This window comes from bacterium (genome assembly GCA_013360195.1).
Classification (GTDB): Bacteria; Electryoneota; RPQS01; order RPQS01; family RPQS01; genus JABWCQ01.
This window is the reverse complement of the sequence record JABWCQ010000002.1, coordinates 278,650-299,384: the sequence shown is the minus strand read 5'-3', so window position 1 is coordinate 299,384 and position 20,735 is coordinate 278,650. Positions and strand designations below refer to the sequence as shown.

The 20,735-nt window shown below is 50.5% G+C and carries 20 protein-coding genes; 19 read left to right on the top strand and 1 reads right to left on the bottom strand.

The features are described from left to right. Positions 1 to 12 precede the first annotated feature (12 nt). Positions 13 to 639, top strand: coding sequence for a transcriptional repressor LexA (gene lexA, locus HUU59_02630; protein ID NUO18326.1), 627 nt, complete (start codon positions 13 to 15; stop codon positions 637 to 639). Positions 640 to 750: 111 nt separating this feature from the next. Here lexA and HUU59_02625 read toward each other — a convergent pair whose 3' ends face one another. Next, positions 751 to 1,596, bottom strand: a complete 846-nt coding sequence (locus tag HUU59_02625; protein ID NUO18325.1) for a DUF4835 family protein — start codon at positions 1,594 to 1,596, stop codon at positions 751 to 753. Here HUU59_02625 and HUU59_02620 point away from each other — a divergent pair. The 18 genes from HUU59_02620 to HUU59_02535 all read left to right on the top strand — a co-directional run bounded on the left by HUU59_02620 (position 1,595) and on the right by HUU59_02535 (position 20,712). Further along, positions 1,595 to 2,434, top strand: coding sequence for a hypothetical protein (locus HUU59_02620; GenBank protein ID NUO18324.1), 840 nt, complete (start codon positions 1,595 to 1,597; stop codon positions 2,432 to 2,434). The two genes, HUU59_02625 and HUU59_02620, sit on opposite strands and share 2 nt — an antisense overlap. Beyond that, positions 2,434 to 4,068 carry a hypothetical protein gene (locus HUU59_02615; GenBank protein ID NUO18323.1) on the top strand — a complete coding sequence of 545 codons (1,635 nt, stop codon included), beginning with the start codon at positions 2,434 to 2,436 and terminating at the stop codon, positions 4,066 to 4,068. Before HUU59_02620 ends, HUU59_02615 begins: the two co-directional genes overlap by 1 nt. A 5-nt stretch (positions 4,069 to 4,073) precedes the next feature. Further along, complete coding sequence (locus tag HUU59_02610) at positions 4,074 to 4,892, top strand: glycosyltransferase family 2 protein (protein ID NUO18322.1); 819 nt, start codon at positions 4,074 to 4,076, stop codon at positions 4,890 to 4,892. A gap of 1 nt (position 4,893) precedes the next feature. Then, entirely contained in the window at positions 4,894 to 6,081 is a 1,188-nt protein-coding gene (locus tag HUU59_02605) for an N-acetylmuramoyl-L-alanine amidase (protein NUO18321.1), read from the top strand. After that, entirely contained in the window at positions 6,078 to 6,911 is an 834-nt protein-coding gene (locus HUU59_02600) for a glutamate racemase (protein ID NUO18320.1), read from the top strand. The genes HUU59_02605 and HUU59_02600 overlap by 4 nt, the downstream gene beginning before the upstream one ends. 89 nt (positions 6,912 to 7,000) lie before the next feature. Beyond that, positions 7,001 to 8,251 carry a transcription termination factor Rho gene (rho, locus tag HUU59_02595; protein NUO18319.1) on the top strand — a complete coding sequence of 417 codons (1,251 nt, stop codon included), beginning with the start codon at positions 7,001 to 7,003 and terminating at the stop codon, positions 8,249 to 8,251. Positions 8,252 to 8,254: 3 nt separating this feature from the next. Further along, positions 8,255 to 8,554: a lipid-A-disaccharide synthase N-terminal domain-containing protein gene (locus HUU59_02590; protein ID NUO18318.1), complete on the top strand. Its 300-nt coding sequence runs from the start codon at positions 8,255 to 8,257 to the stop codon at positions 8,552 to 8,554. A gap of 53 nt (positions 8,555 to 8,607) precedes the next feature. Next, entirely contained in the window at positions 8,608 to 9,819 is a 1,212-nt protein-coding gene (locus HUU59_02585; GenBank protein ID NUO18317.1) for a hypothetical protein, read from the top strand. Then, positions 9,816 to 11,066, top strand: coding sequence for a hypothetical protein (locus HUU59_02580; GenBank protein ID NUO18316.1), 1,251 nt, complete (start codon positions 9,816 to 9,818; stop codon positions 11,064 to 11,066). Before HUU59_02585 ends, HUU59_02580 begins: the two co-directional genes overlap by 4 nt. A 5-nt stretch (positions 11,067 to 11,071) precedes the next feature. Beyond that, the gene (locus tag HUU59_02575) at positions 11,072 to 12,385 is read left to right on the top strand and encodes a serine hydroxymethyltransferase (protein ID NUO18315.1); all 1,314 of its coding nucleotides are present in this window, start codon (positions 11,072 to 11,074) and stop codon (positions 12,383 to 12,385) included. Positions 12,386 to 12,393: 8 nt separating this feature from the next. Continuing rightward, positions 12,394 to 12,882: a transcriptional repressor NrdR gene (gene nrdR, locus HUU59_02570; GenBank protein ID NUO18314.1), complete on the top strand. Its 489-nt coding sequence runs from the start codon at positions 12,394 to 12,396 to the stop codon at positions 12,880 to 12,882. Beyond that, entirely contained in the window at positions 12,879 to 13,850 is a 972-nt protein-coding gene (locus HUU59_02565; protein ID NUO18313.1) for a hypothetical protein, read from the top strand. Before nrdR ends, HUU59_02565 begins: the two co-directional genes overlap by 4 nt. A 6-nt stretch (positions 13,851 to 13,856) precedes the next feature. Further along, positions 13,857 to 14,837 carry a tetraacyldisaccharide 4'-kinase gene (gene lpxK, locus HUU59_02560; GenBank protein NUO18312.1) on the top strand — a complete coding sequence of 327 codons (981 nt, stop codon included), beginning with the start codon at positions 13,857 to 13,859 and terminating at the stop codon, positions 14,835 to 14,837. A gap of 192 nt (positions 14,838 to 15,029) precedes the next feature. Then, complete coding sequence (locus tag HUU59_02555) at positions 15,030 to 15,554, top strand: NADH-quinone oxidoreductase subunit J (protein NUO18311.1); 525 nt, start codon at positions 15,030 to 15,032, stop codon at positions 15,552 to 15,554. Beyond that, on the top strand, positions 15,544 to 15,849 hold the full coding sequence (gene nuoK, locus HUU59_02550) for an NADH-quinone oxidoreductase subunit NuoK (GenBank protein NUO18310.1): 306 nt from the start codon (positions 15,544 to 15,546) through the stop codon (positions 15,847 to 15,849). Before HUU59_02555 ends, nuoK begins: the two co-directional genes overlap by 11 nt. Continuing rightward, positions 15,849 to 17,768, top strand: a complete 1,920-nt coding sequence (nuoL, locus tag HUU59_02545; protein ID NUO18309.1) for an NADH-quinone oxidoreductase subunit L — start codon at positions 15,849 to 15,851, stop codon at positions 17,766 to 17,768. The genes nuoK and nuoL overlap by 1 nt, the downstream gene beginning before the upstream one ends. A gap of 5 nt (positions 17,769 to 17,773) precedes the next feature. Next, the gene (locus tag HUU59_02540; GenBank protein NUO18308.1) at positions 17,774 to 19,288 is read left to right on the top strand and encodes an NADH-quinone oxidoreductase subunit M; all 1,515 of its coding nucleotides are present in this window, start codon (positions 17,774 to 17,776) and stop codon (positions 19,286 to 19,288) included. After that, positions 19,285 to 20,712, top strand: a complete 1,428-nt coding sequence (locus tag HUU59_02535) for an NADH-quinone oxidoreductase subunit N (GenBank protein ID NUO18307.1) — start codon at positions 19,285 to 19,287, stop codon at positions 20,710 to 20,712. Before HUU59_02540 ends, HUU59_02535 begins: the two co-directional genes overlap by 4 nt. The last annotated feature ends 23 nt before the right edge of the window (positions 20,713 to 20,735 follow it).

The following is a 20,735-nucleotide window of genomic DNA, read 5'->3' as shown; positions in this document are numbered from 1 at the left end:
GAAGGACAATCAATGGGAATGCAACTTACAGAAAAACAGCAGCGTGCGCTGCAATTTATACAGTCGGAAATCACAGACAGGGGACGCCCTCCAACTCTTCGCGAAATCGGAAGCCAAATCGGCGTGTCCTCCACAAATGGGGTCCGTTATGTTTTGGATGCTCTGGTGCGGAAGGGCTATTTGGAGCGCAGTCCTATGTTATCGAGGGGAATAGAGCTGACAGACCGATCTGGCAAGGCTGCACCGAAATCCGAGGTTCGGGAAGTGCCGATAATCGGGCGAATTGCGGCAGGTTTGCCGGTTACTGCAACTGAGAATATTGAAGGTCGCCTGTCGGTAGACAAGTCGTTTGCCCCTGCGGATGATACCTTCGCTCTTCGAGTCCGTGGTGAATCAATGATAGACGCTGGAATTCGTGAAGGTGACGTTATCTTTGCCAGGCCGCAAAGAACTGCGGATGCAGGGGATATCGTAGTGGCATTAATCGGTGAAGAGGCAACGGTCAAGTACTACAAGCCCGTGGCTGGTCGGATACTCCTGGAACCCGCCAACTCCAGGTTTAAGCCGATTATTGTGGAGCAGGGGACTCCCGGTTTTCATATCTTGGGGAAGGTCGTCGGGCTGATGCGAAAGTTCTGAAGTTTGGGGAAACTTCGAAAAAGCGAATCCGGCTCGAAGAGCCGGATTCTGCTTAATATAGAGTCAATTCTGGCTTGACAAACCGAGGCGGTTTGTCTATATTCCATTGGCTTAAGGAGTCCGGAAAATCTCATCGTAGACGTTCTTTCTGACGAAATCCATTTGCCGAAGGGCCTCAATACCCTTTTCATAATTACAGTTCTTCAGGGCCACAGCCAGGTTCCTGTGCTCGCTTTCAAGTATCTCGTTGCGTTTGTCCAGCGGCAGAGCGTCCAGCTTAAGCAGGGCGTAATGAAGATATGCCTTTGCGTCTTCGTATTGCATTTGCTCGTCATAATACAAGCCGGTGTGGTAAAAGAACTCAAACTCTCTGAAGGTCTTGTTGCTCTCGCTTGTAATATCCTTCAATAAATCGCCTCGTTTATCCCATCCGTTGTAGTAAATGGATGACGTGCTCGACAGCTGAACCTGTCTGGCACGGTCGAAGTAGCGATTCCCGCCCAGCTTCTCATACTTGTCTTCTTCATTTCCAATAATCAACCACAAATAAAACTCGATTACCGCAAAGAACGAATCGTACGAACCCTGTCCGGGCTGATACGGCGTTCGAAAACCGAATTCGACGCGCTTGTCTTCGTAACGGAAATCCTGCTTGTTTGTGACGATTAAGTTGGCTTTGAATTTGTCTTCCGTCGGGTTCGGGCTGTATTCTGTGAAGTAGATGCTGATTTGCACATCCACGTCGTAGCCACCGTCATCGCGATTCCACGGATGTCTGCTTTCTGTGATATACTGGGTGAGAGTGGAGTCGATTCCCCGCAGTTTGACTTGGGCTTCCTCAGGTAGTCTTTGCAGATCAACCGTGACTTCAGGATAAAGCAACTGCGCGACTGCCTGTCCAGAATGGCCGCAAAGGGTAACGGTCAGGGAAATCCATAAGAATAATGGGTACTTCATGCCGAAGAGTATAAGGATTGGTGACGGGATTGTCAAGGACATCGCACTAATCGTTGTTCTTTTTGTTCTTTTGGTGCCGAGTATCGCTTACCCGGCTTTCGAGAGGATGGTTTCGGACCCGCAGGCCATGGGAATGGGGCAAGTTGGAATGTTGACCCGCAGGTCCGGGGGATTTCTCTCGAACCCGGCTTTAGGTTACGGACCAAGTTTGGGAGTTTGGTGGGAACAGCCCTACGGTCTCAAGGAACTTCAATCTGAACGACTTGTCGCATCGCTTCCGGTTCGTAATATTGGCCTGGGGGTATCACTTTCCCGTATGGGTGATGACATCTATCAAGAACAGTCAGCCTTGATTTCAGGGTGTACACCGCTGTCAGATCGAGTGATGATTGGACTCTCGGCTGCAGCGAATATTGTCAGGATTTCCGGCCTGCCAACGGGACGTGCGGCGGTCTTCAATGCTGGTGCTATTGGTGAAATTACTGAGTCCATTACCGCTGGATTCGCATGGAACAACTTCACTCGATCAAGCCTGTCGAATTATCAAGACGAGCTTCCCACATCGTTAGGAATCGGCGCACTCGCTCAAGTTGATGAAACCACACGCCTTGGTGTCGAAGCGGAACAGCCCCGGGGATTTCCGATGGAACTCAGGGTCGGTGTGAGCAATCAGGTCTTGAAGCAGCTCACGGTTCGCGCCGGCGCACGCTTCAATCCATCTGAATACACTGCGGGCTTCTCTGTCAAACATAGAGCGGCAAGCCTGCACTATGCGTTGCTGTGGCACGGTGAACTCGGTGCTAGCCATACGATTGGCTTCGACCTTTTCTTCCGATGATGCTGCTGCTGGCGTTTGTGTTCCTTTTGCCAATTACAATGGCGGCACAAGCGATTGACGGTGATATTGAAGAGCTGATTACAAATGCCGACGGGGAGTCGTCCCTTGCAGACTCACTCGAACTGGCAGCAGCGCAGTTCTTATACTCGGCCGGCAGTGACTCCTGTTCCCATGATGACTTGCCATTACTGACGAAACGCGTCCGTTTCTGGACTTCAGCCTCATGGGATAACTCGAGTTCGCTCGAAGACTTAAGAGGTACGTGGGCGAGAACAAGGCTGACTGTGTACACGCGGGACATTCTTAGTGCAGACTTGCTGCTGGTACGAAGGGCGCATGATCCCCGCACTATTGATGAACTGCACCTGTCTATTTCGGGCGTCAACAGTTCTCTGGGCATAAAGTACGTGCTTGGCACGTATCAGATCGAATGGGGGATGGGCGTATTATCGAGTGGCTCCTTCGGCGCCATGCGTTCTCTTTCGGTTGTCCGATCCGCAAGAATAAAGGAAGGTCGGGGAGTAATTGCGCGTACCACAAGCCGTGAGTCCGCTTGGCTGCGAGGAGTAACAATTGAAAAGCAAGTTAGTTGCTTAGACCTCGGAGTATTTGCAAACTCGCGCGATTGGAATGCCGTCAACGATTCCGGTCAAGTTTCACTTACCGGGGTGTATTCGCCCCTGAACTTTCGTTCCGACGTACGCGACAAGGTGTCAGAGTCAGGTTTTGGTGGTTTTGTAGGGCTTCGTCACAGTCTTATCCATGCCGGTGTCTTGGCTCAACAAAGTAATTTCGAACCGTCACCGACGAACGCACCAACATTAAACTCGCAGTCCGGCTATTTCAAAATTGGGTGGGAAGGCGGATTCGCTATCAGCGAAATCGCAAGAAGCGCAGATAATACGGCATGGGCGGCGACTCTTACCCACGGAACTCTGCAATGGCAGGGAGCGTTATATTCGATATATGCGCCTGCCGGCTACTTTGCACCGCGAAGTCAAGGACCTTTCGATTTTGGCGAGGAACTTGAGGGAACTGCCGTCGTCGGTGCCAAGGCCGGTACCTATGTTAGTCGCCACGAATTTGCATTTGACCTGAACAGCTCAAAAGAATCCAACACCGTGCCCGGAGATAGCCGGAACAATTTCGCATTGCTGTGGCACGCACCTTTCAATGAGGTTTTTGGTTTGACGTCGCGCTTGCGATTGTCTGAGAGAAGTTCAGAGAGCGGAGGCCGGCGAAGTTTGACGTTTCGCTGTGACCCGGTCTGGGGCGAAGCCATAAATGTATCGGCTAGACTTGAGTATCGCAGATTCGAAACTAATGACGGCTCTGAGTTCGGCAATGGGAGCTATATCCACATGCAGGTGATGAAGAACCGCGGCAAGCTCAGACCTGGAGTTCGTGTCGCGGAGTTCAATCTGTCTGAATTGGATTTTCCACTCTCGGTTTATGAGAGAAATGTTTCAGGTGCGTATCCATTTGAACAGCTGTTCGGCAACGGTACAAGATTAATCGCTTGGATGTCTTATGTCACGAAGTCGATCAGCATTGGCACCAAGCTTGCCTGGACAAGTAGCTCCGTGTCGTCCGATGACGTTGAGACTGCTGTATCGATGAGTATTTCCCGGTAGCCTCCATGAAGCTGGGAGTGATACTCTTGAATTGGAACGGCTATCAGGACACCCGTGAATGTCTGAATTCACTTTTACCTGTGCCTCAGTGGGTTGAACTGTTTGTTGTTGACAACGGCTCAACGGATGATAGTGTTCAGATACTGAAGTCGGAGTTTGGAGACAGTATCTGTCTCATTCAAACAGGCACTAATTTGCTTTTTGCGGGCGGTAACAATGCCGGTGTGCAGACAGCGATGGAAAAAGGTTGTGACGCAATCCTGCTGCTCAACAATGACACGATCGTCGAGAAGTCCACTCTAGATGACCTGCGCGAAGCGTCTATGAGACACCCATTGAGTCTCTTATGCCCGAAGATCCTGTACTATAGCGACCGTGAGACTCTGTGGTATGCAGGCGGTATCTGGAAGTACGGCAGAATTGCTCATCGTGGAATTCGTGACAGGGACAAAGGACAGTATGATGTGGAGGAGCCCACGTCCTGGGGAACGGGTTGTGCGCTGTGGATACCACGCAAAGTTATCGAGACGATTGGTCGGCTCGACGAGGATTTCAAACTCTATTATGAAGATGTCGAGTACTGTTTGCGTGCCGGAAAAAGCAGTATACAGACGATTTATGTGCCTACTGCGCGGGTTTGGCACAAGGTTTCATCTTCTCTCGGCGGGCATAGCAGTCTCAGAAAGCAGAAGCGAAAGCTCAGAAGTCTCGGATTGCTTCACGCAAGACTAAAATCTTCGCCGGCTGCTAAGTTTATGTCTTACGTTTATCTTCTGTTTCTGGACCCATTGAGCGCGCTTGTTTCGAAGATCGGACGAAAGTGAAATGGTATCACTCAGTTTTTCGCGAAAGTTCATCATTCAGTACTGGGTTGTGCTTGCACAACTCGTGTTGATCGCGTTGCCTTCAGTATCCGCACCCGTCGTCAAAGTCACTGATCTTGCCGGTGCGCCGGTCACTGGTTTGCCTTTTATGAATCGGGGTGACGTGCGCATTATTCCTTTGAGCATGCTTGGAAAGTTCGCCGGATTTGAGATATCCGTTGATCGTGGAAAGTACCTTGTGGAATCATATGACTGTCAGACGACACTTTCGCCAAAAAACAGTTTTGCGGAAGTGAATGGCGCCTTCGTTCAATTGCCGGTACCTGTTGAAGTGTGGGATGGTTCGTTGTGGATACCGCTTCAGCAACTGCCTGAGTTGTTTCCGACAACTGTGGAACTTGGCGACTCAGAAGACTACATAAGGCTGCTTGGAATTGTCGATTCTGCTTCGGGAGTAGTTACACCGCTTCAGCACTCTAAACCGCTGGAACAGGTATGGACCTTCGGCAAGGTCATCTTGGACCCGGGACACGGCGGAAAGGACCCGGGGTGCAAAGGTCTGTTGGAACTTGAAGAGAAATTCATCGTACTTGACATTGCCAAACGAACTGAGACAGCGTTAAAGTCAAAGGGAATTCCAGTCGTCATGACACGGCGGGACGACAAGTTTCTGACTTTAGGGGAAAGGACACGCCAGGCGAATGCAGAGTCAGGCGACTTGTTCATATCACTCCACTGTAATCATTTTACAGATCCCGATGTGGGCGGCGCGGAGTGCTACATCCTTAAGCCCGCCAGAACCGAGCGCGCGATTGATGTTGCGGCACGGGAAAATCAAGTTGTCGATTTTGAACGCGATGCAGAGCAGTACGATGCGCTGACCGAAGAGAACTATATTCTGCTTTCCATGGCGACGAGTCAGTACTTGCATGACAGTGAGACATGGGCTGAAATTGTCATTGATGAACTGAAAAACTCCGCCGGAATGAATGTTCGAGGAGTTGACCAAGCGGGTTTTTATGTGCTGATGGGAGCATCCATGCCTGCGATTCTTCTGGAATGCGGCTATTTGTCGAACCCGGACGATGCCCGAATGCTTGGAGCCGAGCGTGGCAGGCAGAGAATCGCCGATGCGATCGCAATGTCCATTGTGAAAATGAAATCAGAAATGGAAGCGGCCGCTCGATGAGCAGGAAACCGATCGCGGTGTTTGATTCGGGTCTTGGGGGACTGACGGTGGTCGCAGCATTATATAGGATGATGCCGCACGAGAACTTCGTTTTCTTTGCAGATAGAGCACGCGTTCCTTATGCGTCGCTCAGCCCTAACTTAATAACCAGATACGCCTGTGAATCGGCCGGATTTCTAAGCTCTCATGAGCCAAAGGCGGCGGTGATTGCGTGCAATACCGTATCTGCTGTCGCCCTGCGGGAGGTGGAAAAAGTCTTTTCCATCCCTGTGATCAATGTCTTGCATCCCACTGCCGCGGCAGCTGCTCAAGCCACACGCAACAAGAGGATTGGGGTTCTTGCAACTTCAGCCACTGTAAAACGCAACACATACTCGGTCGTTCTTAATGAACTTGTCCCTGGTGTGCAGGTCACGTCACAGGGATGTCCCCTTCTTGTTCCTTTGGTAGAAGAAGGGTGGACCGAAGGCGACATCCCGCGATCTATTGTGGAACACTATCTGGGCTCGCTTATTGAGGCGCGAGTGGACACAGTTGTTCTGGGATGTACTCACTACGAGTACTTTCGTGATCATATTCAGCATGCAATGGGAGATGATGTGATTCTTGTTGACACGCCCCGTGCTACTGCAGCTGAACTTGATCAATGGCTTGAGTCGCACAACGCGCTTGAGACAGCTGGACCTGGCAGCGTTAAAGTGTTTTCAAGTGATGTGACAGAAGCCCTATATCGCGTAGTCGAGTCTTTGTTCCCTTTGAATTTCCAAGTAGAAGTGTCCGCCGTTTCGGTCGAAAGCCTTTCAAAATTTGTCGCCCTGCCGCAAAGCTAGCCCACAACAGAAGTTTGACATGGAATTTGCTCAGTTGAATTTCTGAGTTTTCCCACCTGCAATCAAACCTACCTTTTCACCTACAAGCCATGGATATTTCAACACTTCAGGCGATGACTGTCCCCGATCTGATTACCCTCGGTAAGCAACTCGAGGTGCAAGAAACGTCCGGCCTGCCAAAGCATGAGCTAATTTTCAAGATTCTGAACCGGCAATCTGCCAAGGATGAAATCCTGACGGCAAGTGGGGTACTGGAGATTTTGCCTGACGGGTATGGCTTTCTGCGCAGCGCGCAGGCTTCATACTTGCCCAGCCCCGACGATGTCTACGTATCACCGTCCCAGATTAAGCGGTTTGGGTTGCGAACCGGACACTTGATATCCGGTCAGGTCCGTCCACCGAAAGAGGGCGAGCGATTCTTCGCTCTATTGAAAGTCCACCACGTCAATGGAACGAATCCGGACGTTGCAAAAGAGATTGTTCATTTTGACGATTTGACTCCAATATATCCGAACAAGAAGTTCAAAATGGAGTTGGACGCCAAAGACCTCACTCTACGTGTAGTAGATATTTTCTCGCCTGTCGGAATGGGACAGCGCGGTTTAGTGGTGGCTCCTCCAAGAACAGGCAAGACCATTATCCTGCAAAAGATTGCTAATGCAATCACAACAAATCATCCCGATGTCGAACTGCTCGTTCTGTTGATTGATGAACGGCCAGAGGAAGTCACTGACATGGAGCGTTCTGTGAAAGGTGAAGTTGTTTCGTCAACTTTTGACGAAAAGGCGGAACGTCATGTTCAAGTTGCCAATATGGTGCTCGAGCGCGCCAAACGCATGGTTGAAATGGGTAAGAATGTCGTTGTCCTGCTCGACTCGATTACAAGATTGGCGCGAGCGCACAATGCGGTTATGCCTCATTCCGGACGTGTGCTGTCCGGAGGAATTGATGCCAGCGCATTGTACGAGCCAAAGCGATTCTTCGGCGCCGCACGAAATATTGAAGAAGGCGGCAGCCTCACGATACTTGCAACTGCGCTGATTGAAACCGGCTCCAGAGCGGACGAAGTCATTTTCGAAGAGTTCAAGGGAACAGGCAATCTTGAACTGGTTCTTGACCGCAGGCTCGCCGAGTTCCGCATTTTCCCTGCCATTGATGTGCTTCGATCCGGCACCAGACGCGAGGAACAGCTTCTGACTCCAATGGTGCTCCAGAAAATGTACGCACTGCGAAGTGTTCTCGACCACAATAATTCCGTCGAAACGATGAAATTCATTCTGGACAAAATGCGGGATACACGTTCAAACGCTGAGTTTTTCGAATTGATGACGAAGTCTTAAGCGATGTCACTTCCGTTTGTTGGTGACTTCAAAGTTGACATCTGGACAATCGTTGGACTTGCGGGTCAGGTCTTGTTCTTCATGCGATTCATTATACAGTGGATTGCTACCGAACGTGCCAAGCGAACTGTCGTGCCAACATCTTTCTGGTACTTTTCAATATTGGGAGCACTTGTGTTGCTCTTGTATTCCTTTGTCCGTAAAGATCCGGTCTTTATAGCCGGCTACTTGCTTGCCATGGTGATCTACGTCCGAAATCTTCGCTTTGCTTTGCGTCCGGGTACGCAGGAATCTACGCTTTAGCTTTTTGTCAGTCGCATCGTCTTCCGATTAAACACCTCAAACCTTTCAATAGCTTGCAAACTCGATCAATCAAACTTCTGCTTGTGCTGTCGGCACTTTTTCTCGCGGCAGCGTGTGCTCAACGCGAAACCGACGTTGGAGTAAATGCTATTCCTGTTGCTCCGGATGAGAGCGAGGGAAAAACATTTGTCGGAGCAACACGTTCTGCCGAATGGGACCTTGACCTGTCTCCGGGCCGGGGCGCAGTGCTCCAAGTCGGGGAGGCGCAAGGTTTCAAAGTCGTTTCGGCTGTCAGATTTGAACTTGCAGCGATTCTGCCTGACAGCTTTGTTATTGACACTGCGCGAATTCGCTTCCGGGTGGATCAAGTTTATCCCGGACGGGGCAATGCGCCGGACTTGCGAATGCTGATAAAAAGTGTGGCAGAAGATTGGACGGAGGATCAGCTGAAGGAAGATACCCTTCCCAATCGCAGTGAGTATTCAGTCATTGATACGATACTGCTTACGACGGCTCCGCTGGGAGCAGGAGACACGCTTCCTCCTGCTGTTTATTGGACTGTTCCGGATTCAATATTGAATGCATGGATTACCGAGGATACACTGAATCACGGAATATTGCTTGAAGCGGAGAATCCCAATGTAATCGTCGGCATCCAAAGTGAGGAGGGTGCCGAAGCCTATCGTATTCAGCTTGAGCTTGTCGGGTCACAGTTTCCGGAAGATTCCAATTTTGCGGAAACACCTTGGTCCCAAATCGTGCTTCCTGCAGATGATGGCTATCTTGCGACAGACTTGAGCGATTCCTTATCCGGCCGATTGCGAGTCAGCCAGGGAAGTTACAGACGAGCGCTGCTTTATTTCCCGTTAGACAGTATGACGGTTAACCCTCTTCGGACAGTTGTGAGGGCCTGGGTGCACTTTTACGCCGACCTGAATGCTCCGAACAGCCTTGTGTACCAAGGTTCAAACTTTCTGTACAAAGATGCTTCCTTGATAGACACCGCATGGTTTGCGGTACCTGACAGTGCCACGCAGAATTTCATTGCTCTAAACTCCACGGCCTTTCAATCTGACAATAGAAAAATATCATTTGAAGTGACGAACAGTCTTGTCGGAATGGTCGGAAATCCATCCACGAACGGAGGCTTTTCAATTCAAGCTTCACTTGAGAGTGATATCCTCTCCCGGCAGTATTTCCATGGCCATAACAGCGAAGTGGATTCACTTCGGCCGCAACTTGAGATCTGGTGGGTAGAGCCATGATAAACATCTTGACACTCTTGATACTTGCAGCGACTGCATGGGCTGGAGGTTCAATATTCGGCACACAGCCAACGGGAGATCCTCTGCCGAATGGCGGCGTGCGATCAATGGGGCTGAGCGGCGCGGGTCTGGCGGCAACTGACAGCATTGGTATCCATGGAGAAAACGCTGCCGCAATGACCCAGTTGACAGGGTCGGTGCTTCGCGCCGGTCTCTATGGCAGCATTTACGGCACTTCTGACCAAAACAAATCAGATCTTGACAGTGAGTTTGGTTGGCAGAGTTTTCGTTTAATGTTAAATATTCATCCGCGTTACAAAATGGCGTTTGGATTAGACCCTGTTTCCCGGACTGACCTACGGACATTCGCCAACGACAGTTTAACCTATGAATCAGACACCGGCGCAGTTGTCGAGCGATTTGAGCGCCGAAATGTTTGGCTAGGCAGCGCTACGGACATTCGTTGGGACCACGCATTTGGTCTTTCCGACAAATTCAGCATCGGGCTGACGGCAGCGTTTACGACTACCTACCTTGAAGTGAATTCCATATTGGACTTTCCGACTTCTGGAAATTCTGGAGGAGCACGCGATGTGCACTACCACGATGTTCAACGATTTCACGGTTTCTGGGGTGGCGTGTCGGCACTCGCTAAACTTTCCCCCGCTTGGACTTTGGGTGGATACTGGAAATCAGAAGCGGACGGGACATGGGAGTTTGAGCAGCGAGTGAATCATGGCGGAGAATACCGGTTTTCTGAAGAAAATGGATCGCGACCGGGAGAGTTCGGATTTGGCATCGGACACAAATGGAGGCGTGATTGGTCTGCATACGCCGACCTGAGATCCCAATCGTGGAAGGAAAAGCATTACGGGCCCGTTTTTGAAGAAAAGGGACTCGAGGAGCGCAGCGGTTTTGCTGTCATGTTTGGTGTTGAGAAACAGGGCGGTACACGTATAACTGATGAAGGATTCGACCGCTGGGATTATCGTGCGGGTGCCGCTTACCGCTTGCAGCCGTGGCAGGTCTATTCTGAAGGAGCGGTCGGCGATGTGATTGAGACAGCGCTTTCGCTTGGGGTCTCCGTTCCTCTTGCGCAAAGCACGGGCAAACTTCATGCGGCGCTTGAGTTCGGCGTGCGCACCGCTTCGGATGTGGATGTTGACGAAACGTTTACCAGACTATATTTACAGCTTGATATGCATGAGCGCTGGTTCCATCGTGAACGGCGCAAACTGCGGGACTGAGAATCATGAGCAATCACTTAAGAAACATATTGGCAAACAGCGACCCGGACGTATCCGCAATCATGGATCGCGAGCGGTCGCGGCAAAATGAAGGATTGGAACTTATCGCCTCGGAGAATTTCGTGTCACCCGCTGTCCTGGAGGCAATGGGAAATGTGATGACGAACAAGTATGCCGAAGGTCTTCCGGGCAAGAGGTATTACGGCGGATGTCGTCATGTGGACGAAGTTGAAACATTGGCGATTGACCGAGCAAAAGAGCTTTTCGGAGCGAAGTGGGCTAACGTCCAGCCGCATTCGGGCGCGCAGGCGAATATGGCTGTTTACTTCACGCTGCTCAAACCCGGCGACAAAATTCTGGGTATGGATCTGGCGCACGGCGGCCATTTGACACACGGCTCGCCTGTGAATTTTTCAGGCCGCATGTATGAGGTGGTCAGCTATGGTGTCACACGCGATTCGAATTTGATCGACATGGATGATGTTGTTGCCAAGGCGCGCGAACACAAGCCGAAGCTCATCATGACAGGATCTTCTGCCTATCCGCGCAATTGGCATCTGGCGAAGTTCAGAGAGATTGCGGACGAAATCGGCGCGTATCTGATTTGCGATATGTCGCACTTCTCCGGATTGGTGGCAGGTAGAATTCATCCCGATGTTCTGCCGTACTGTCATGCCGTAACGTCCACGACTCACAAGACTCTTCGCGGGCCGCGCGGTGGAATTGTGCTGTCCAATGAAGAGGGTGGAGAGCTGCTGCTCGGAGGTATGCCTAAACCCAAAAGCTATTGGGATGCGTTTGACAGCTGGGTTTTTCCGGGCGTACAGGGCGGCCCGCTGATGCATGTGATTGCGGCCAAGGCCGTCGCATTCGGCGAAGCGCTGAAACCGGAGTTTCGCGAGTATGCTCGTAACGTTGTCGAGAATGCAAAGACGCTGGCTGATGAGTTTATGTCGCGCGGATATAAGGTCGTTTCCGGAGGAACGGACACGCACCTGGTGTTGCTCGATCTGTCACCCATGGGGAAGACGGGTAAAGCTGCCGAAAAGGCACTCGAAGCCGCCGACATCACCGTCAACAAGAATATGGTGCCCTACGATCCGCAGAAGCCGCTGGTGACATCCGGTGTGCGTATCGGTTCTCCCGCTGTGACATCGCGCGGAATGGGAGTGACTGAAATGAGGAAAATTGCGGAACTGATGGATAATGTTATTCAAAATCTTGAGTCGGCTGAAATGATTGCCAAGGTAAAAGCTCAAGTTCATGAGTTGACCCGCGGCTTCCCGCTTTATCCGCAAGCACTGCGTTACAATGTTTAGGAGTAAATTTGCGCTGCCCGTTTTGCAGCACTGACGATGACCGGGTCATAGACTCGCGGCCTGCAAAGGAAGGTCGCGCGATTCGCCGCCGCCGCGAATGCCTGAAGTGCGGCCATCGCTTTACAACCTACGAATCCATCGAAGTCCGTATCGTACACGTTATAAAATCCGACGGAGCCCGCGAACCTTTCGATCGTGAAAAGGTGTATCGCGGGCTATCTATTGCCTGCATTAAGCGGCCTGTTTCGCCCAATACTATTGAAAACATGACCGATGCAATCGAAGCCCGCGTGCTCGCTGAAACCGACCGCGAAGTCACAGCCGCCCAAATCGGTCAATGGATACTCGAGGAGCTGGTCAATGTGGATGAAGTTGCCTATGTGCGGTTTGCTTCTGTTTATAAGAGATATATGTCGGTTAATGAGTTTTTAGAAGAGCTGAAGAAGATTCAGAGTGATAAGTACGAGCGAAGACTGGATAAGGGTTCACTCGAGTGACTGAGTCTTTCCGCAAAGTGACCCCTGAAGTCAGCATACTCGTCCTTTTTGCGATCTTCAGTTCAAAGGATGTACAAGCGCACTTTCGGGGGCTTCAAATGGGATTCAGTGATGTCGGTTACTATATGCCCGGTGTTTGGTTGCCGGCGCGCCCAAGCTGGCAAGGTGAGGGACGTTTGAATGGCGCAATGCAAAACACGGATCCTTACCTATTAAGCCTCGTAGAAAAGTACTCGCCACCAAATCATTTTTCGCTGGCACCAGGACTGAATGATACAGTACAAGTGCTAATTACACTGTTGAACGATTCAGATCAAGACTACAATTTGAGCGGCAAAACTCCGCAGAACTGGTTCAAACCGCAGATATTTGATGGGTCTTCCGATGTAATGAAGGCACAGCCGTATCTTGATTCATCGCAAGTCAAGTACAGGTTTCGGCGAATGGGAGGGACGGGGACAATTGATATGAAAGTTCGCGCCGGACAAAGGGATGTAGTGCTGCTTTATGATGTCTGGGACCTGCCTGTCGGCAACTGGCAATTAGTCATGCGCCCTTCAGCGAGTATCCCCAATGACGTTCATGGAAGAACAGGTGGGGAACTGTATGTCAACTTCCCGGCAAAGAGCCTGATGGACAGCATCGCGGCCTACGAAGGGAATTTCTGGCGCTTATGGGGTGACGGAGATACTCTTAAGGCGCGTACGTGGATTGACACAATCTTTCACTATAATGAAAACTCATTTGTAGGCTGGGGATTGACGCTCGAACTTGCCTACAGCTCGCGCGATTCTGCAGGAATTGCCGATGCAAGCTTTATGGCCATAAAGGTACTGGAAGAAGACTTTGATCCAACGGTTCCGCACAGCACGGAAATCGGCGATTCATTAGACACGAGCATTGAACGAACGTGGTATGACCACCTTCTCAATGGACTCAAGTCTATTCATGATGGATGGACGAACTAAGACTCGATGATCCTCGCGCTAGCCGAATATGCGTACGGTGTCGTGGCCGGAGCTTATCATCGCCATTGGGATAGGCGCGGCGGATGGCGCGCACCTGTTCCTGTGATATCGGTTGGCAACATAACTGTGGGCGGCAACGGCAAAACTCCGTTTGTGATTGCGTTGATCAAGTTGCTTGAACAGCATTTCCCGCATCTGAGAGAGCGCAACCGCATTGCCGTGCTCAGCCGGGGCTATGGGAGGAAGTCCAAGGAACTGACCATTGCCGAAATAGACTCGCATTGGCAGGACACCGGGGACGAGCCGCTTCTGATTAAACGAAGTTGTCCACAAACCCTTGTCATCTCAAATGCGAACCGGGTCGAATCGGCCAAGGTCGCGGCCAACGATTTCGGAGCGAAGCTGATTATTCTGGACGACGGGTTTCAGCATCGGCGGCTTGCCCGGGATGTTGATCTCGTTCTGCTGGACAGCATGATGCCGATTGACAACGGCAAGATGTTACCGGCAGGACGCCTGCGAGAGCATCCTTCATCCTTGGGGCGGGCGACGGCGCTCGTAACGGTTGGATCTGGGGAATCAGCCGTGCCTTATGCAAAGTCATTCAACAAGATTTCCTGGAGGGCACTGCCGGCTAAATTGTCGCAAACTTGGGCGGACAAGCCAAAGGGACCCTGTTTTCTGGTGACGGGTGTGGCACGTCCCAACAGAGTCAAATTGTCTGCCGAATCCGTGGGTATTCAGATCGTTGGCGAGCGTGCATTTCGGGACCATCACGTATTTTCAGAGCAGGAACTCAAGAATGTTTCACGTGAAGCGGAGAATGCGGGAGCAGATGTCATTCTTACAACTTCTAAAGACTATATACGTATGTATCCGTGGCGCGGTAGTTTGCAAATTGTAGTCATCCCCTATAGCCTCGAGATTATGGACTCAGAGAACTTCGTAAACTGGTTAAGTACTAAGGTTGACTTTAGCCTGCGATAGTATGAGATTGTTGAGAGCATCGAGTTTTCAATGGTTTTCAGCACGGTATTCTGTAATATTCTGATATTTATTATTTTACGCATAATCATGCTTGAGCAAACCTTCACAAAATGATTGACTTTTTGTAGAGATATGGCTATATTCAGCAATCTATGGATGTTATAGAGTACCCGCGCAGATTCTGACCGTTTCATGGGCCTTGAGACAATCTTATTCTTGCTACTGGCGGTAGGTGCGGTCTTGACGGCCTTGCTGGTCGTCACCTCACCTTCTCCCATCGGGTCGGCCCTGTACCTTGTCGGGACCATGTTTTGTCTTGCCGGTCTCTATGTCTTGTTGTCCGCACCGTTTCTTGCCGCGATTCAGATTATCGTCTACGCAGGAGCCATTATTGTGCTCCTGCTTTTTGTTATCATGCTTCTCAATCTGCGGCGCATAGAAGAGGTGCTACCCAAAACTTGGCGAGTGGCCGGCCTGGTTGTGTCCGGGCTGATTCTGTTTACGATGTTTCTGGCAATTGTTAGAGGAAGCTCTGTATTGCCCGCGATGCCGGACGTTCCGACCGGTTTTGGCAAGGTTTCTGAACTTGGTAAAATTCTCTTTACAAAATACCTTTATGCATTTGAGGCGACCTCGGTGCTCCTGCTGGCGGCCATGATTGGTGCGGTAGCGCTTGTCCGGAAAGACGGCAAGGAGGGAGGTAAAGATGCAAGTTGAACTTGCGCATTACCTCCTGCTCGGAGCAGTTCTGTTCGGCATCGGAGCCATGGGAGTTCTGACACGAAAGAACCTCATTATCATACTGATGTCCGTTGAATTGATGCTGAATTCCGTGAATCTGAGTTTCATTGCGCTTGCGAGGCATGCTGCAGACCAGGAGGCGCAAGTCATTGTGTTTTTTGTCTTGTGTGTAGCTGCGGCTGAAGTGGCCGTCGGACTGGCAATTCTGATATCTGTGTGGCGCAAACGCGGCAGTATGAATGTGGACGCGATGAGTGCGCTAAAAGGCTGATGCTGGAGCTTCTCTATTTAATACCGGTTTTTCCATTGTTGGGCGTGCTGCTCAACACATTCGCGCTTCGTGGACAATCAGAAAAGGTTGTTGGCGGAGTGGCGTCGCTTATGGTAGCGGCAAGCTTTATAGTGGCGCTGGGAGGTTTTTTCGAGCTGCTGGGAATGCCAGCAGACTCGCGTCACTTTGAACTTGATCTCTTCAGATGGATAATCGTGGGGGACTTTGCAGCCCAAGCCGGGTTCCTTGCAGACCCGCTGTCGATGGTGATGATGCTCATCGTTACCGGTGTGTCTGCACTCATTCACATTTATTCAATTGGGTACATGCACGGTGATGAAGGATTTCGGAAATTCTTCATATATCTGAACCTGTTTGTCTTTTTCATGTTGTTGCTTGTTATGGGCAACAACTACCTTGTCATGTTTGTCGGTTGGGAAGGCGTAGGACTGTGTTCCTATTTGTTGATCGGATTCTGGTACACCGACGAATTGAAGGCTTCGGCAGGAAAGAAAGCCTTCATCATGAACAGAATCGGCGACTTTGGATTCTTGCTCGCAATCTTCCTGATTTGGACCACCTTCGGTACAATCAATTTCGCTGAAATTGAACCGATGGCGCAGGCCTATCCGGTTGGAGCTGGCGTAATCACGGCTATTTGCCTTTTGCTGTTTACAGGTGCAACCGGCAAATCTGCGCAACTTCCGCTCTATACCTGGTTGCCTGATGCGATGGCAGGTCCTACTCCTGTCTCGGCACTCATCCACGCTGCGACAATGGTTACAGCAGGCGTATACATGATCGTGCGCTCGAATTTCCTGTTCTCTCTGTCGCCCGATGCCATGCTGGTTGTGGCGTGGGTTGGAGGGTTGACGGCATTGTTTGCGGCGACCATTGGCCTTGTTCAAACGGACATAAAAAAGGTTCTAGCCTATTCTACAGTAAGCCAGCTGGGATTCATGTTTCTGGCTTGCGGTGTCGGTGCCTACACTGCGGCCATTTTTCATTTGATGACCCACGCTTTCTTCAAGGGACTGCTATTCCTAGGTTCCGGTTCAGTCATTCACGGCATGTCCAATGAGCAGGATATCCGGGTTATGGGTGGCTTGAAAAGCAAAATGCCCACAACTTACTGGACTTTTCTCATTGGCACACTTGCCATTGCGGGCATTCCCGGGTTAGCCGGATTCTTTTCGAAAGATGAGATTCTGTGGAAGACTTATGAGTCACACCACGTAATCCTGTGGGGAATTGGTATAACTGCTGCTTTCTGCACTGCTTTCTACATGTTCCGGCTCTTGTTCCTGACATTCTTCGGCAAGTTCCGCGGTTCAAAGGCTCAAGAGCATCATGTTCATGAGTCTCCAAAGCTGATGACTGTACCGCTGATTATACTTGCGGTTTTGTCTGCCATCGGCGGATACGTCGGTGTGCCGCATGCTTTGGGAGGGCACAATTATTTTCACGATTGGCTTTTGCCGGTGCTTTCATCTCATGGTGTTACACATGGAGGCGAACATCACGGCGTTCCGACGGCAGAGTATGTCTTGATGGCAGTCTCCGTACTTGTCGCAGTGATTGGAATCATGCTCGCTCGCAGCTGGTACCTTGGAAAGTCGTCGACGGTAGAATCCCTTGGGAAGTCCGGAATGCGAAATCTTCTGTATAACAAGTACTGGGTTGATCAGATTTACGATACAGTGATTTCTCAACCGTTAGTGAAGGTGTCGGAGATTTTTGCGAAGTATGTTGATCAAGGGACGGTGGATGGTGCCGTGAACGGGGTGGGGACGACGGTTGTCAGTTTTGGTGGGCTTGTCCGTAAGATCCAGACCGGAGTGACGCAGAATTACGCCGTGATGATGGGTATGGGTACCGTGGTTCTGCTTGGTATGCTAATATGGTCGGTATTGGGATAACCTGAATGCTCCTGACTCTTTCCATAGCTATTCCTGCAATCGCGAGTCTGTTGGTACTCCTGTTGCCGCGAACCTCGATCAGCCTGATTCGTTGGACTTCGTTGGGCGCCTCGGTCGCTGCGTTTATTGTCTCACTGGCAATTTACGCGAATTTCCAGGTCGGGGAAGCGGGCTTCCAAATGGTGGAAAAGCTTGCATGGATCCCATCGATTGGCGCGGATTGGCATCTTGGTGTTGACGGAATTAGTCTGTTTCTGATAATCCTTACGACTCTACTAACTGTTCTTTGTATCATTGCCAGCTGGAACAGTATCCACGAAAGAGTTCAGGAATACCACTTCTTCTTCCTCTTGCTGGAAGCGGGGATGATAGGAGTATTTGCGGCTCTTGACCTGTTCGTATTCTATGTAATGTGGGAAGTCATGCTGGTGCCAATGTTCTTTCTCATTGGCGTTTGGGGCGGCAAGAACAGACTTTACGCGACCATCAAGTTCTTCCTGTTCACGATGGCCGGCTCGGTTTTGATGTTGGCAGGAATTCTGTACGTATATTTCAATACAGTTGATCCTGCTACCGGTGCACACACATTCAACCTGCTACTTGCCACTGAACAGGCAAAGTACGCACTCGACGTGCAACGCTGGCTGTTTTTGGCTTTCGGTTTAGCTTTCGCAATCAAGGTTCCCCTATTTCCTCTCCATACCTGGCTTCCGGACGCACACACCGAAGCTCCGACTGCTGGTTCGGTCATCCTTGCCGGTGTTCTTCTCAAAATGGGGACATACGGTTTTCTGCGTTTCTGCTTGCCGATGTTCCCCCAAGCGACTCTCGAGTTTGTTCCGTGGATTAGCTGGCTTGCTCTCATTGGAATTGTATACGGAGCGCTTGTGGCGATGGTCCAAAAGGACATGAAAAAGCTCGTTGCTTATTCTTCCGTCGCGCACCTCGGGTTTGTCATGCTGGGTACTTTTGCTCTTAATCAACAAGGTCTGACCGGTTCGCTTTTGCAGCAGATCAACCATGGCATTTCGACCGGAGCACTGTTCTTGCTGGTTGGAGTCGTCTATGAACGCAGGCACACCAGAATCATTGCGGACTACGGCGGCATCGCGAAAGCCATGCCTTTGTACGCTGCGTTGTTTCTGATCATTGCCTTGTCTTCGATCGGATTGCCGACGACAAATGGATTTGTCGGCGAGTTTCTAATCTTGCTTGGTGCATTTTCCGCAAATACTTTATATGGTGTCATCGCCACGTCGGGCGTGATTTTGGCCGCCGTCTATCTGTTGTGGATGTATCAAAGAGTATTTTACGGACAAATTACTCACGAAGAAAACGCGAAGCTGAAGGACATTACGGCTGTCGAAGCGTTTCCGATAATCATCCTCGTGATTTTGGCAATTTGGATCGGCGTTTATCCGGACCCGCTGATCGTCAGGATGGAACCGTCACTTCAACTTGTGCTCGAGAAATTCCAGCAGTCTGAGTTCTCACAGATGATTGGAGCGTTGCCACGATGAGTTTGAACGATCTACTCGGAATTCTGCCTGAATTAGTAGTCGTTTTTACGGCACTGCTCGCGATCGTTGTTGATATTGCCGCGAAGGAGCGTAATGTATCGGCATCGCAGGGTGTTGTGGTCTTCGGACTGGGAATAGCCGGAGTGCTTTCCATATTCGCCGCAACGGACGCCGAGATGTTGTTATATGGGCAAGTTTTCAATGACGGCTTCGCCGCCTGGTTTCGTGCTCTTTTCGCATTTGTGGGTGTTTTGACGGCAATCTTCTCACCTATCTACCTTAAGTTCCGGCATATACGACTTGGTGAGTACTATGCTTTGCTGGCGATGTGCGTATTCGGCATGATGGTCATGGCCTCTGCGGCGAGTCTGTTGCTGTTCTTCGTTGGCTTGGAGACAATGTCCATTTCGTTGTATGTGCTTGTCGGACTAAGGCGCGATGATCCCGCCTCGGTAGAAGGTGGGATGAAGTATCTAGTGCTCGGCGCCTTCTCATCAGCATTTCTGCTTTACGGTATGGCACTTATCTACGGTGGAATTGGGTCGCTTGAATACAATGTCATCGCGCAGACTCTTCGTGAAAGCGAAGGAATCGGCCCGATGACTGCCAGCGGAATTGCGCTGTTACTTGTCGGATTTGCATTTAAGATTTCGGCAGTTCCTTTTCACTTCTGGTCGCCTGATGTCTATGAGGGAGCTCCTACAACGATTACCGCGTTCATGTCGACAGGTGCCAAAGCCGCGGCATTCATCGGCTTGATTCGGGTTTTTGGTCAGTCACTTGCGACGACGTCTGAGCATTGGGTTACCGCTCTTTCTGCTGTTGCGGTAGTTACGATGACTGTCGGAAATGTGGTAGCCCTTAGGCAGCAGAATTTGAAACGAATGCTCGCCTATTCGTCGATTGCACACGCCGGTTACTTACTCGTAGGTATTGTTGCAGGTTCGCGGGAGGCGTTTGCCGCGTCAGGTTACTATTTGATTGGCTACGCGCTGATGAATCTCGGTGCTTTTGGAGTTTTGATTCTCTTGAATCAGAGGGGCAAGGGTGACTACTCGTTTGACGCCTTGAAGGGAATGGGAACTGTGCATCCGGTCCTGGGCTTGACGATGGCAGTTTTTATGTTGTCTTTGATCGGCATTCCTCCGACGGCAGGCTTCTTCGGCAAACTTTATGTTTTTTCAGCTGCCATTAAGGAAGGTCATCTACTCCTTGCCATCATCGGTCTGCTCAATAGTGCGATTGCCGCTTACTATTACTTGAGAGTCATATCCACGATGTATATGTCAAAGCCCGAAGGGGACGTGACTGTGCCCCAGCCGTTTGGCTATAAAGCTGCCTTGGCAATCTCATCGATACTCATAATTGTCATTGGAATGTTTCCAGACCAATTGGTCGAGGCTATGCTGAGAGCCGTTCCGTGATTTGACGATTGACAAACAGTAAA